The following is a 13225-nucleotide window of genomic DNA, read 5'->3' as shown; positions in this document are numbered from 1 at the left end:
CTATGGATGTGGAAGAAATTGTGGCCCTTAGTGTAAAGCATAACGTCTCCGATCTACACCTGTGCAGTGATTCACCACCGCGCTGGCGCAGATTGGGCCGCCTTGAGCCGGCCCCGTTTCCGCCGCCGGATGTCGGGGCGTTGCTAAAGGCGTGGCTCAACGACGAACAGCAGGGTGCATGGTGGGCAAACGGGCAGGTCGATTTTGCCGTGACGGTCGCAGGAGACCAGCGTCTGCGCGGCAGTGCGTTTAAGCAGATGAAGGGCATCTCCGTTACCCTGCGGCTGTTGCCGCGTTCCTGTCCGCAGCTCCCTTCACTTGGGGTGCCGCGCGCTATTCCCGAACTGTTGTCCAGCGACAATGGGTTGATTCTGGTAACGGGAGCGACCGGCAGCGGTAAATCCACCACGCTGGCCGCAATGGTCGACTTCCTCAACCGCCATACTGACGGCCATATCCTCACGCTTGAAGATCCGGTGGAGTTTATGTACCAGAGTGAACGTTGCCTGATTCAGCAGCGGGAGATAGGCCAGCACAGCCCGTCATTTGCAGAGGCGCTGCGCAGTGCGTTACGCGAGGACCCGGACGTTATTTTGCTGGGGGAGCTGCGCGACAGCGAAACGATCCGCCTGGCGCTGACGGCGGCGGAGACCGGGCATCTGGTGCTGGCGACGCTGCACACGCGCGGGGCAGCACAGGCGATTGAACGGCTGGTCGATACGTTCCCGGCGCAGGAGAAAGATCCGGTGCGTAACCAGCTGGCCGGCAGCCTGCGGGCAGTGCTGGCGCAAAAGCTGCTTCCCGATCTTCAGGGCGGGCGCGTCGCGCTGTACGAGCTGCTGGTAAATACCGCGGCGGCGGCGAATCTGATTCGTGAGGGGAAGACGTGGCAGCTGCCCGGCATCATTCAAACCGGCCAGCAGGCGGGAATGCAGAACTTTGACCAGAGCCTGGCGGAGAGACGGGCACAGGGGCGGCTGTAGGCCCCTGTGTTTAAAAGCCCTGTTCGAAGTAGCTTTCGAGGATGATAACGGCTGAAGCGGAGTCTACGCTGCCTTTGTTGAGCGCCCGGAAGCCACCGTGTTCAAACAGGCCTGCACGCGCTTCGACGGTGCTGAGACGCTCGTCGTGAAGCTTCACGGAGACGCCAAAGCGGCCATGGATTTTATTGGCGAATTTACGCGCGCGGGCGGTAAGCGGTTGCTCGGTGCCGTCCATGTTCAGCGGCAGGCCGACAATCACGTCGTCCGGCTGCCAATCTTTGAGCAGGCGCTCAATCAGGTTCCAGTCCGGCGTGCCGTCGTTAGCTTTCAGCGCCGTGAGCGGGCGGGCGGTGCCGGTGATCCGTTGACCCACGGCGACGCCGATGCTTTTGGTGCCGAAGTCGAAGGCGAGAAGGGTGCCGCTCATTACGCGTGCCCCGCTACGCCAGGCATGGTCAGAATATCAATGCCTATCAGCTTTGCCGCGTCACGCCAGCGATCGGCAATAGGGGTTTTAAACAGAATATTCATGTCCGCAGGTGCGGTAAGCCAGGCGTTATCGAGGATCTCTTGCTCAAGCTGGCCTTTCTCCCACGACGAATAGCCCAGCGCCACCAGCACTTCGGAAGGCTGCTCAGCGGTGCCCAGCGTTTCAAGCACGTCGCGCGAGGTGGTGATCACGGTGTTATCGGAGATGCGAATGCTGGAAGAGAATACCGGCGGGGTATGCAGGATAAAGCCGCGATCTTCGGCAAGAGGTCCACCCAGCATCACCGGTTTATCAAGCCGGATTTCCGGCAGGCGCGCTTCAGCCGAGATTTTCAGCTTGTCCAGAATCCCTTCAACCTGCAGGTTTTCCAGCGGTTTGTTGATGATAATACCCATCGCGCCGTCTTCATTGTATTCACAAATATAAACCACGGCGCGGCGAAAAATCGGATCCTGGAGAGCAGGCATGGCAATAAGAAAGTGATGCTGTAAATTCATTGTCAGAGGTACTGTTTCCTGGTTTAAAAAGCGACAGCGCCCAGTATGGGGATAAACCCAGGCGCTGTCACAGTTTATTTCTGTAAACGTTTTTCGATAGCGTCCATCAGCATTCCGGTGATCGAGATCGGGAACTCCGCTTCGATTTCGCGAATGCAGGTTGGACTGGTGACGTTAACTTCGGTCAGGCGATCGCCGATGATATCCAGGCCAACGAAGATCAGGCCTTTGGCTTTCAGCGTTGGGCCAACGCGGCGGGCAATTTCCCAGTCGCTTTCGGTTAGCGGGCGCGGCTCGCCGCGGCCACCTGCCGCCAGGTTACCGCGGGTTTCGCCACCCTGTGGGATACGCGCCAGGCAGTAAGGCACCGGCTCACCGTCCACGACCAGCACGCGCTTATCGCCATCTTTGATCGCTGGAATATAGTTTTGCGCCATGCAGTAACGCGTGCCCAGCTCGGTCAGCGTTTCGGCAATCACGCCAATGTTCGGGTCGCCTTCCTTCACGCGGAAAATAGACGCGCCGCCCATGCCGTCCAGCGGCTTCATGATGATGTCGCCGTGCTTCTGCCAGAATTCTTTCAGCTGCGCTTTGCTGCGGGTGACCAGCGTTTCCGGCGTCAGGTCAGAGAACCAGGCGGTGTAAAGCTTCTCGTTGCAGTCGCGCAGGCTCTGCGGCTTGTTGACGATCAGCGTCCCTTTCTCTTCGGCACGCTCAAGGATGTAGGTGCTATAGATGTATTCGGTGTCAAACGGCGGATCTTTACGCATCAGGATAACGTTGAGGTCGGCCAGGGCAATGTCCTGCTCGGTGCCGAATTCGTACCATTTGTCGTAGTTCTGCTCGACGTTAACGATGCGGGTGCGTGCGCGGGCTTCACCGTTGATCAGATAAAGATCGTTCATCTCCATATAGTGGAGCTCATAGCCACGACGCTGCGCTTCCAGCAGCATGGCGAAGCTGGAATCTTTCTTGATGTTAATGTTTGCGATGGGATCCATCACGATGCCGAGCTTTATCATGTTCTTCTCCGTTAATACTTCAACCCAGATCGCCAAACCGTACCTGTAGCGCGGTTATGGCCGTGAGTGCCGTTGTCTCAGTGCGCAGAACGCGAGGTCCCAACAGAATATCAGTAAACTGGTAGCGCGCCGTCATCGCAATTTCGTCCGCCGACAGGCCGCCTTCGGGACCAATCAGCAGGCGTACGCGCTCAACGGGCAGCGGCAGCGTATTGATGCTGGCGCTGGCGCGCGGATGAAGATTGAGCTTCAGCCCGCTATCCTCTTCTGCACACCAGTCCTCCAGATCCATCGCCGGGCGGATCTCCGGAATACGGTTGCGGCCGCTCTGTTCGCAGGCCGCAATGGCGATTTTCTGCCACTGCTGGATCTTTTTGTTCAGACGTTCCGCATCCAGTTTAACGCCACAGCGCTCGGAAAAAAGTGGCGTAATGAGGCTTACACCCAGCTCAATGGATTTTTGAATGGTGAACTCCATCTTTTCTCCGCGCGACATCACCTGCCCAAGGTGGATATGCAGCGGCGATTCACGGTCGTCCACTTCGCCGCGCAAGACATTCACATGCACGCTTTTTTTATCCGCCCGCGTGATTTCCGCGTCGAAAACCTGATTCGAGCCGTCGAACAGCTGTATTGCCTGGCCAGCCCCCATGCGCAGCACGCGGCCGACGTGGTTGGCGGCGTCGTCAGACAGGGCGATTTCGCGGCCTGCGGTAATCAGTTCAGGGTGGTAAATGCGGGGAATGCGCATAGTCAAAAATTCCATATGTCATGCGGTATAAGCGAATTGCCGTAGTGTAGGTTAGCTCTTTTGCGCCTGGCAAGCCCGCTGGACGTAAGGGTTATGATTCCCCTGGACTCTGGCGATACGTTCGTCGCGCTGGCATTCCCATTCCGTCACCGGATACTGCTTATCCCAGGCATTGAACAGCTGCGTCTGCTGGCGTGAAAGGTTGAGGTCATAACGGTCACGCATGTAGAAGTAGGTGCGGGCGATGCTGCCGCGCGCGCGGGCAGGGGGCTCGGCGACTTTCTCTTTGAAATCTACCTTCATACCGCACTGGCCATACTGGCCTTCGCCACCGTTCCACTGGCTGTACATGAAATTGCCGCGGTCGCCGTTCACTTCACCAACCGCAGGCTGCAGGTTATGCATGTCGCTTTCCATCTGGCGATAAACCGGATCTTTGGCGCAGTTTTTACGTCCGCCGTCCTGCCAGCACTGGCGCTGGTGACCAAACTGCCAGGCCGGAACGACATGCTCCCACTCGATGCGGCTGGCGCGGTTTTCGTTTTTACGCACCTTATAGCCGCAGGATTCGAGGTCAACGACCCCTTTTTTGCCCTGCCAGTTAATTTTGCAGCCGCAGTAGAAATCGCCCGGCACATCGGCGTTCACCTTCACGCCTGCTGCCTTGGCCTGGGAAAAACTGTTGATACCGTCGGCCAGGGCCTGACCGGAAAGCGCCGTCGCCAGAAAAGCGACCGCGAGAGAAACATTACGGGACATCTTACACTCCGTGTCAAAACGAGCCCGCAACGTAACGAATGTTGTTCCTGTATGCAATCAGTCAGATCAGGAAAGTTCCTGAAAGTTCAGGTGATTACTCTGCAATCAGCGGTTCGCCGCATTTGACGCAGCGGTAGGTCGCCTCGCCGCGCACCACGCGGTTATGGCGGCGGACGGTAAGCTGGTGCTGCTGGCACTGGCAGCGGTAGGGGAAGGTATTGCGGCGCACCGATTCCAGCTCGAACTGATGGGTACGGCGCGCCGGAACGCCGAGCACCGCCTCCATCATCCACTTCCACTCTTTGCCGTGCGGTGCGACGCGGCCAAAATGCTTCCATACCAGAAGGTGCGCCAGCTCGTGCGGCACCACTTCTTCAATAAACGCCTGCTGGTTTTCCATCATCAGCACCGGGTTCAGGCGGATCTCGTACGATTCCAGCCAGGCGGTGCCGGCTGCGGTGCCGCGCTGCTGATAGACCAGCTTCGGTTCAGGGTAATTGCGGCCGAGTTTCAGATTCGCCTGGGCAAGTTTTTCCCGCAGGCTGCGCATAACGGCTTGCTGAATGGCGATGGGGAGACGGGGAGCTTTCATAGGGGCAGAGCATAAAGCGGGAAGCGGGGAGGCGCAAGAGGCGCCTCCCGCAAGAGGATTAGTCGTGGGCGCCGATTTCGCGCAGCGGACGACCTTTCATCAGGTTACGTTCAATATGTTCCAGAGAAACATGTTTGGTTTCTGGAACCAGCCAGACGGTCAGCACAATAAAGAAGATATTCAGACCGGCGTAGACCCAGAAGGTGTTGGCATTGCCCAGGGTGTTGAGCATGGTCAGGAACGTTGCGCCGACGATCATGTTGGCAATCCAGTTGGTTGCGGTAGAGCAGGTGATACCAAAATCACGCCCTTTCAGCGGCTGGATTTCAGAGCACAGTACCCAAATCAGCGGACCGGCGCTCATCGCAAACCCGACGATAAACATCAGCAGCATGCCCACCGCGAAGTACTGGGCGGTTGGGGAGTGGATGCCCACATGCATCATCGTACCGAGAACGCCCATACCCGTCGCCATCACCAGGAAGCCCAGGGTCAGGGTTGGCTTACGACCCCAGCGGTCCACCAGGCCGATGGCGATAAAGGTCGCCAGCACGTTGGTCAGGCCCACGATGACGGTGCCCCACATCTGCTCGGTGGTGTTGGTGTAACCCGCCAGTTCAAAGATTTTTGGCGCGTAGTACATGATGACGTTCATCCCGGTGAACTGCTGCATCACCTGCAGCAGCACGCCGAGGAACACCGCCCGACGGAAGTTGCTGTTCTCTTTAAACAGCGCCCAGCCGGACTGTTTTACCTTCAGGCTTTCGCGGATCTCTTCCAGCTCGTTTTTCGCTTCCGCGCTGGTATCGCGCAGGCGGAGCAGCACGCGTTCGGCATCAACGAAGCGGCGTTTGGCGGCAAACCAGCGCGGGCTGTCCGGCAGGAAGAAGACGCCAATCAGCAGCAGAATGGCCGGGATGATGATCACGCCGAGCATCCAGCGCCATGCGCCGCTGTAGCTGAACGCGGTATCGGACAGGTAAGCGCCGAGAATACCGATGGTGATCATCAGCTGGTACATGGAAATCATACTGCCGCGGATTTTCTCCGGCGCAATTTCGGAGAGGTAAAGCGGGGCGGTGTATGACGCCACGCCCACCGCAAGGCCCAGCAGCACGCGGGAAAGAATAAGCACTTCAACGTTAGGGGCAGCAGCGGAGAAGAGCGAACCGGCGACGAAGAGGATCGCACCGATCATCAGGCTCTTTTTGCGTCCGAGCTTGAAGGAGAGCCAGCCGCTGCCGACGGCCCCAACGGCCGCACCGAACATCATGGAGCTAACCACCCATTCCTGGGTATGCGCGTTAATCTGGAATTCGTCTGCGATGAAGGGAAGAGCGCCGGCAATGACGCCGATATCCAGGCCAAAGAGTAATCCTGCCAGGGCGGCGAGGAAGCAGACGAAGAAAGTCATCGCCTTGTTGGACGTACGCCCCTGTTTTTTATTGTCAGGCATTATGCCCTCCAGTTGGGTTATCAGTTTTATTGATGATAAGGGTAGGTGAGCGACCCATAAAAATATGTGAGATTAATCACAATGGTGTAATCGGTTACACTAACGTGCAACCGTAAAAATTATTAAAGCTTTGAAAATATAGAGGTAAACGAGGTGATGCGCATCGCGTTTGTTTGAATTTCAGACTTAACTGAAAGGAAATGTAACAGCAGAAGAAAGGCGAACATGCAAAGAGATTATTCTGAAAGCGGAGTGGTGCCGGTGCGGTGTAATCGCTTTCAGTTGTGCGGCTTTAGCCGCCACCCGACATAAAAAAAGCCAGCACAAAGGCTGGCCTGTTTAATACTCTCGGCTGTCGATTACTTCAGACCGGCAGCCTCACGCAGCAGAGCGGCTTTGTCGGTTTTTTCCCATGGGAAATGTTCACGACCAAAGTGACCGTATGCAGCGGTTTCCTGGTAGATTGGGTGCAGCAGATCCAGCATCTGAATCAGGCCGTATGGACGCAGGTCGAAGAACTCGCGCACCAGCAGGGTCAGCTGTTCTGAAGGCACTTTTTCAGTACCGAAGGTTTCCACCATGATGGAGGTTGGCTCAGCCACGCCGATAGCGTAGGAAACCTGAATCTCACAGCGGTCGGCCAGGCCGGCAGCAACGATGTTTTTCGCCACATAACGTGCAGCGTACGCGGCAGAACGGTCAACTTTAGACGGATCTTTACCGGAGAACGCGCCGCCACCGTGACGCGCCATGCCGCCGTAGGTATCAACGATGATTTTACGACCGGTCAGGCCGCAGTCGCCCATTGGGCCGCCGATAACAAAGCGTCCGGTTGGGTTGATGAAGAATTTGGTTGCTGAGCTCAGCCATTCGGTCGGCAGAACCGGCTTGATGATCTCTTCCATCACTGCTTCCTGCAGGGATTTCTGATCGATCTCTTCGGCATGCTGGGTAGACAGCACCACCGCGTCAATACCGACGATTTTGCCGTCGTCGTACTGGAAGGTGACCTGGCTTTTCGCATCCGGGCGCAGCCACGGCAGGGTGCCGTTTTTACGCACTTCAGCCTGACGCTGCACCAGACGGTGTGCGTAGGTCACAGGTGCTGGCATCAGCACGTCGGTTTCGTTGGTTGCATAACCGAACATCAGGCCCTGGTCGCCCGCGCCTTGTTCCAGCGGATCGGCACGGTCAACGCCCTGGTTAATGTCCGGAGACTGCTTGCCAATCGCGCTCAGTACCGCGCAGGAGTTGGCATCAAAGCCCATATCAGAATGCACATAGCCGATCTCACGCACCGTGTTACGGGTGATCTCTTCGATATCAACCCATGCGCTGGTGGTGATCTCACCGCCAACCAGAACCATGCCGGTTTTGACATAGGTTTCACACGCTACGCGCGCTTTAGGATCCTGCGCCAGGATCGCATCCAGCACCGCATCGGAGATTTGGTCAGCAATTTTATCAGGATGTCCTTCTGATACGGACTCGGACGTAAACAGGTGTTTTGCCATGTTTTATTTCACCTAAGAGGAATTTGGTTAGCTCAAGCTGCTGTGTGGAATAGCCAAAGGAGATAATTCTACCAAGGCCTGCAGGTTTTTGACACTGGCAGTATGAGTGTTAATCAGTATAGATGGATTAACATCTGGATGGCTATTTTAGGTCACTTCTTCGCCCGATTTCCAGTTTTTTTTGATTCATCTCTCACTGCGTTGAAATGGCTGCTGGAAATTTTTCCTGACGCTGCTGGCAACACGCGTATTTTTGTTTTGCTTTTTAGCCCCCTTCTCGGTATAAAACGCGGCGCGCGGCTCACATAAAATCAGCGCTCGATGAATACATCGTGTCGCCACTTCCAGCCGGGTTAAGCAGTGAACTTTTAGCTTTGGCTTGGGGTCCGTTTCATCAGAGGCGGCCGTGGAGGTGATACGAGATAATGAACCATCGTTTTCCGCTAATTCAGCGCTGCCGTTCTGGCGCGCCATTGATTCCCGCAACCCGCATTTCTAGTCTGCAAACCTGCCGATGTTATACCCATCTCGGCGCTTCTCAGGATTCAAGGGCCGGTTACGCTCTGTGAAAACTGAACAAGGGCGCTCTTGTTAATACAAGAGTTTTCTCGTGGTTTCGCCGAACCTTGTCATACAGAGTTCGGATACGTGTTTTACAATGATATGAATAAGAAACCGGTCGCACGGTCTGGATTTCAGCATACTCTGCTGGGAAACGGAGCCGTTTATGGGTTGTTATCGCCGTATAACGCTGCGATAGTAGTCAACTGTTTTACACTTAATACAAAGAGTTGAGGTTCGCTATGTCTGACGACATGTCTTCTTTTTCGCCTTCGTCAGCGGGCGAACAGGGTGTACTACGTTCTATGCAGGAGGTTGCGATGAGCTCCCAGGAAGCCAGCAAGATGCTGCGCACTTACAATATTGCCTGGTGGGGCAATAACTACTACGACGTCAACGAGCTGGGCCACATCAGCGTCTGCCCGGATCCGGACGTCCCTGAAGCGCGCGTGGATCTCGCGAAGCTGGTGAAAGCCCGTGAAGCGCAGGGCCAGCGTTTGCCTGCACTGTTCTGCTTCCCGCAGATCCTGCAACATCGCCTGCGTTCCATTAACGCCGCGTTCAAGCGCGCGCGTGAATCCTACGGCTATAACGGCGACTACTTCCTGGTTTACCCGATCAAGGTGAACCAGCACCGCCGCGTAATCGAATCCCTGATCCACTCCGGCGAACCGCTGGGACTGGAAGCAGGCTCCAAAGCGGAGCTGATGGCGGTTCTGGCGCACGCGGGCATGACACGGTCGGTGATCGTCTGTAACGGCTATAAAGACCGCGAATACATTCGTCTGGCCCTGATTGGCGAGAAGATGGGCCACAAGGTCTATCTGGTGATCGAGAAGATGACCGAAATTGCCATCGTGCTGGAAGAGGCCGAGCGTCTGAACGTGATCCCACGCCTCGGCGTGCGTGCGCGTCTGGCGTCGCAGGGTTCCGGTAAATGGCAGTCTTCCGGCGGTGAAAAATCCAAGTTCGGCCTCGCGGCGAACCAGGTGCTGCAGCTGGTGGAGATCCTGCGCGAGCGCGGTCGTCTGGACAGCATTCAGCTGCTGCACTTCCACCTTGGCTCGCAGATGGCCAATATTCGCGACATCGCCACCGGCGTGCGTGAGTCCGCGCGTTTCTACGTTGAGCTTCACAAGCTTGGCGTGAATATTCAGTGCTTCGACGTGGGCGGTGGCCTGGGCGTGGACTACGAAGGAACCCGCTCGCAGTCCGACTGCTCGGTGAACTACGGCCTGAACGAATACGCCAACAACATCATCTGGGCGATTGGCGATGCCTGTGAAGAGCACGGCCTGCCGCACCCGACGGTGATTACCGAATCTGGCCGCGCGGTTACCGCGCACCATACGGTGCTGGTGTCTAACATCATCGGCGTCGAGCGCAGCGAAATCACCGAAGCGACGCCTCCGGCAGACGATGCCCCACGTTCCCTGCAAAGCATGTGGGAAACCTGGCAGGAGATGCACGAGCCGGGCACGCGCCGTTCCCTGCGCGAATGGCTGCATGACAGCCAGATGGACCTGCACGATATTCACGTCGGCTACTCGTCAGGCACCTTCAGCCTGCAGGAGCGCGCGTGGGCCGAGCAACTCTATCTGAACATGTGCCATGAAGTGCAGAAACAGCTCGACCCGAGCAACCGCGCGCATCGTCCGATTATCGACGAGTTGCAGGAGCGTATGGCGGACAAAATGTACGTTAACTTCTCCCTGTTCCAGTCGATGCCGGATGCCTGGGGTATCGACCAACTGTTCCCGGTTCTGCCGCTGGAAGGGCTGAACCACGCCCCGGAACGTCGCGCGGTGCTGCTGGACATCACCTGTGACTCTGACGGCGCGATTGACCATTACGTTGACGGTGACGGTATCGCAACGACGATGCCAATGCCGGAGTACGATCCGGAGAACCCGCCAATGCTGGGCTTCTTTATGGTGGGTGCGTATCAGGAGATCCTCGGCAACATGCACAACCTGTTCGGCGATACCGAAGCGGTTGACGTGTTTGTCTTCCCTGACGGCAGCGTCGAGGTTGAGCTGTCCGATGAAGGGGACACCGTGGCGGATATGCTGGAATACGTGCAGCTGGATCCGAAAAAACTGCTCACCCAGTTCCGCGACCAGGTGAAAAACACCGGTCTGGACGATGCCTTGCAGCAGCAGTTCCTGGAAGAGTTTGAAGCGGGTCTGTACGGGTACACCTACCTGGAAGACGAGTAGTAAAACATCCCTCTCCCGGTGGGAGAGGGTTGGGGTGAGGGCATCAGACCGCACAATGCCCTATACTCACTTGAACCCGTATGAATTACCGGCGATAATTCGCCCCAATATGCGATTTACGAATCAATCCCTTCCTCGTCGGGTTTAACGACGCGGAGGGGATTTTTTTTCATCTGTTTTTAATGTATCGACGTTAAAAGAGGTCAGGACATGAGCACTTTAGGTCATCAGTACGATAACTCTCTGGTATCTAACGCGTTTGGTTTTTTACGCCTTCCAATGAACTTCCAGCCGTACGACAGCGACGCTGACTGGGTGATCACCGGTGTACCGTTCGACATGGCAACCTCCGGTCGTGCGGGTGGTCGTCACGGCCCGGCGGCAATCCGTCAGGTTTCCACCAACCTGGCCTGGGAGCACAACCGCTTCCCGTGGAACTTCGACATGCGCGAGCGCCTGAACGTGGTGGACTGCGGTGACCTGGTGTACGCCTTCGGCGACGCGCGCGAAATGAGCGAAAAATTGCAGGCGCACGCAGAGAAACTGCTGGCGGCCGGCAAACGCATGCTCTCCTTCGGCGGTGACCACTTTGTCACTCTGCCGCTGCTGCGCGCCCACGCGAAGCACTTCGGTAAAATGGCGCTGGTGCACTTCGATGCGCATACCGACACCTACGCGAACGGCTGCGAGTTCGACCACGGCACCATGTTCTACACCGCGCCGAAAGAAGGCCTGATCGATCCGAACCACTCTGTGCAGATCGGCATCCGTACCGAGTTCGACAAAGACAACGGTTTCACCGTGCTGGACGCCGGCCAGGTGAACGATCGCGGCGTGGACGATATTCTGGCTCAGGTTAAGCAGATCGTCGGCGATATGCCTGTATACCTGACCTTTGATATCGACTGCCTGGATCCGGCGTTTGCACCGGGTACCGGTACGCCGGTTATTGGCGGCCTGACGTCAGACCGCGCCATCAAGCTGGTGCGTGGCCTGAAGGATCTGAACATCGTTGGAATGGACGTGGTGGAAGTGGCGCCAGCCTATGACCAGTCCGAGATCACCGCGCTTGCCGCGGCGACCCTGGCGCTGGAAATGCTCTACATCCAGGCCGCGAAAAAAGGCGAATAAGCCTTACGCGCTGATTGCTGCTGCGCGACGCATGCGCAGCAGCAACATTCCCCCGGCAAGCAGGGTGATTACCTGCGAGACGACCAGCACCGAAAAGCCTGAGCTGACTGACCCTACCGACCTCATCACCATCCCCATCAGCAGCGGAATAAACGCCGCGCAGATATTGCCGATCCCGTTGATAATGCCGTAAGCGCTGCCCACCGCTTCCCGCGCGGCGTGATGCTGGATCACCGCCGGAATAGCCGCCCCCTGAAGCCCCCAGAAGATATTCGCCGAGAGCATAAACAGCGCCAGCCAGGCAGGCTGATGGCTGAGCATCAGCGCGACCACGGACAGCGCCGTCAGCGCGCCGCCCACCACAAACAGCATTGGCGCCTGTTCCGGGCGCATTTTGTCGAGCAGCACCCCGCCGAGGAACTTCGAGCCCAGGCTCAGCAGGAAGGGAACGGCCGCAAGCATGCCCGTGGCGTGCAGCGAGAAATGATGCTCGTCGCGCAGCCATGCGGGCAGCCAGGCGCTGCTCCCCCAGAGATAGCTCAGAGTGGCAATCTCCACCAGCAGGATCCACCCGAGCAGCGGCGTTTGCCAGGCCAGCGAAAACGTCTCTGTAAAGCCCGGTTTTTTCATCTTCACCGCACTTCGCGGCGCGGGCAGGAAGCGCCAGACAAGGCCGCCGCCCAGCACCAGATTTAATACCGCCAGGGCATAAAACGACCCGGCCCAGCCGAGATGCGCCATCAGCCACGTTACCAGCGGAAAGCCCACGGCCAGCCCGAGCGAGACGCCCAGCGCGGTCACGGCGTTGGGTTTGCCGATCTCCTGCGCGCTAAAATGATCGCTGATGAAGCGCGTTTTCAGCGAAAAGAGCGGTCCCTCAGCGATCCCCAGGATCGTGCGCGCGACGAGCATGCCCATCAGCGATCCGAGCAGCGGGGAAATGGCGCATACCGCTGCCCAAATCGCTATGCTGCTCAATAATCCCTGTCGATAATGGAGTTTGCTTTCAATAACCGGAGTTAATAATAAAGCCGAAAATCCATAACCCAGCAGAAAACAGGTCATAAGCATTCCCTGTAACATTCTGTTTTCATTTAGCTGAAAATGCTGAGCAAATTCCGGGTTTAAAATCATTACAGAAATATTCACCCGGTCAACGTAGGAAATAATAATCAGTAATAACAGTGCCACTGTGCCTTGCCATCTTGCCGTCATAACGCCTGCCTTATGTTTTCGCTTATTTCTATTTT

Annotated in this window: 15 protein-coding genes; 5 read left to right on the top strand and 10 right to left on the bottom strand. The window is 56.9% G+C overall.

Annotation, left to right across the window (positions count from 1 at the left end; translation table 11 throughout):
- Positions 1–2 precede the first annotated feature (2 nt).
- Positions 3–983, top strand: a complete 981-nt coding sequence (locus tag OKF39_RS19680) for a type IV pilus twitching motility protein PilT (protein ID WP_041908325.1) — start codon at positions 3–5, stop codon at positions 981–983.
- Positions 984–993: 10 nt separating this feature from the next.
- On the opposite strand, the gene ruvX is transcribed toward OKF39_RS19680, so the two are convergent.
- The 9 genes from ruvX to OKF39_RS19635 all read right to left on the bottom strand — a co-directional run bounded on the left by ruvX (position 994) and on the right by OKF39_RS19635 (position 8538).
- Entirely contained in the window at positions 994–1410 is a 417-nt protein-coding gene (gene ruvX, locus OKF39_RS19675; protein ID WP_479983274.1) for a Holliday junction resolvase RuvX, read from the bottom strand.
- Entirely contained in the window at positions 1410–1970 is a 561-nt protein-coding gene (locus tag OKF39_RS19670; protein ID WP_028014368.1) for a YqgE/AlgH family protein, read from the bottom strand. Before OKF39_RS19670 ends, ruvX begins: the two co-directional genes overlap by 1 nt.
- A gap of 74 nt (positions 1971–2044) precedes the next feature.
- Complete coding sequence (gene gshB / locus OKF39_RS19665; RefSeq protein WP_033146605.1) at positions 2045–2992, bottom strand: glutathione synthase; 948 nt, start codon at positions 2990–2992, stop codon at positions 2045–2047.
- Positions 2993–3011: 19 nt separating this feature from the next.
- Entirely contained in the window at positions 3012–3743 is a 732-nt protein-coding gene (rsmE, locus tag OKF39_RS19660) for a 16S rRNA (uracil(1498)-N(3))-methyltransferase (protein WP_041908327.1), read from the bottom strand.
- A gap of 51 nt (positions 3744–3794) precedes the next feature.
- On the bottom strand, positions 3795–4502 hold the full coding sequence (gene endA / locus OKF39_RS19655; RefSeq protein ID WP_028014365.1) for a deoxyribonuclease I: 708 nt from the start codon (positions 4500–4502) through the stop codon (positions 3795–3797).
- Positions 4503–4596: 94 nt separating this feature from the next.
- The gene (locus OKF39_RS19650) at positions 4597–5094 is read right to left on the bottom strand and encodes a SprT family zinc-dependent metalloprotease (RefSeq protein WP_028014364.1); all 498 of its coding nucleotides are present in this window, start codon (positions 5092–5094) and stop codon (positions 4597–4599) included.
- Between the two features lie 58 nt (positions 5095–5152).
- Entirely contained in the window at positions 5153–6550 is a 1398-nt protein-coding gene (gene galP / locus OKF39_RS19645; RefSeq protein ID WP_041908328.1) for a galactose/proton symporter, read from the bottom strand.
- A 359-nt stretch (positions 6551–6909) separates the two neighbouring features.
- Complete coding sequence (metK, locus tag OKF39_RS19640; RefSeq protein ID WP_041908329.1) at positions 6910–8064, bottom strand: methionine adenosyltransferase; 1155 nt, start codon at positions 8062–8064, stop codon at positions 6910–6912.
- Between the two features lie 186 nt (positions 8065–8250).
- Positions 8251–8538: a hypothetical protein gene (locus OKF39_RS19635; RefSeq protein WP_479983824.1), complete on the bottom strand. Its 288-nt coding sequence runs from the start codon at positions 8536–8538 to the stop codon at positions 8251–8253.
- Here OKF39_RS19635 and OKF39_RS19630 point away from each other — a divergent pair.
- The 4 genes from OKF39_RS19630 to speB all read left to right on the top strand — a co-directional run bounded on the left by OKF39_RS19630 (position 8490) and on the right by speB (position 11975).
- The gene (locus OKF39_RS19630) at positions 8490–8633 is read left to right on the top strand and encodes a hypothetical protein (protein ID WP_418721940.1); all 144 of its coding nucleotides are present in this window, start codon (positions 8490–8492) and stop codon (positions 8631–8633) included. The genes OKF39_RS19635 and OKF39_RS19630 overlap by 49 nt on opposite strands.
- A 94-nt stretch (positions 8634–8727) precedes the next feature.
- Positions 8728–8859, top strand: coding sequence for an acid stress response protein YqgB (gene yqgB, locus OKF39_RS19625; RefSeq protein WP_127312443.1), 132 nt, complete (start codon positions 8728–8730; stop codon positions 8857–8859).
- An 8-nt stretch (positions 8860–8867) separates the two neighbouring features.
- On the top strand, positions 8868–10844 hold the full coding sequence (speA, locus tag OKF39_RS19620) for a biosynthetic arginine decarboxylase (RefSeq protein ID WP_045629995.1): 1977 nt from the start codon (positions 8868–8870) through the stop codon (positions 10842–10844).
- 210 nt (positions 10845–11054) lie between these two features.
- Positions 11055–11975 (top strand): agmatinase, encoded by a 921-nt coding sequence (speB, locus tag OKF39_RS19615; protein ID WP_017382921.1) that lies wholly within the window; start codon positions 11055–11057, stop codon positions 11973–11975.
- A gap of 3 nt (positions 11976–11978) precedes the next feature.
- On the opposite strand, the gene OKF39_RS19610 is transcribed toward speB, so the two are convergent.
- On the bottom strand, positions 11979–13190 hold the full coding sequence (locus tag OKF39_RS19610) for an MFS transporter (RefSeq protein ID WP_236300059.1): 1212 nt from the start codon (positions 13188–13190) through the stop codon (positions 11979–11981).
- Positions 13191–13225: the final 35 nt, after the last annotated feature.

This window comes from Enterobacter cloacae complex sp. HYC042_NIDB, assembly GCF_056673315.1.
Note: the sequence above shows the minus strand (reverse complement) of the source record. Positions and strands in the feature narration are given on the sequence as shown.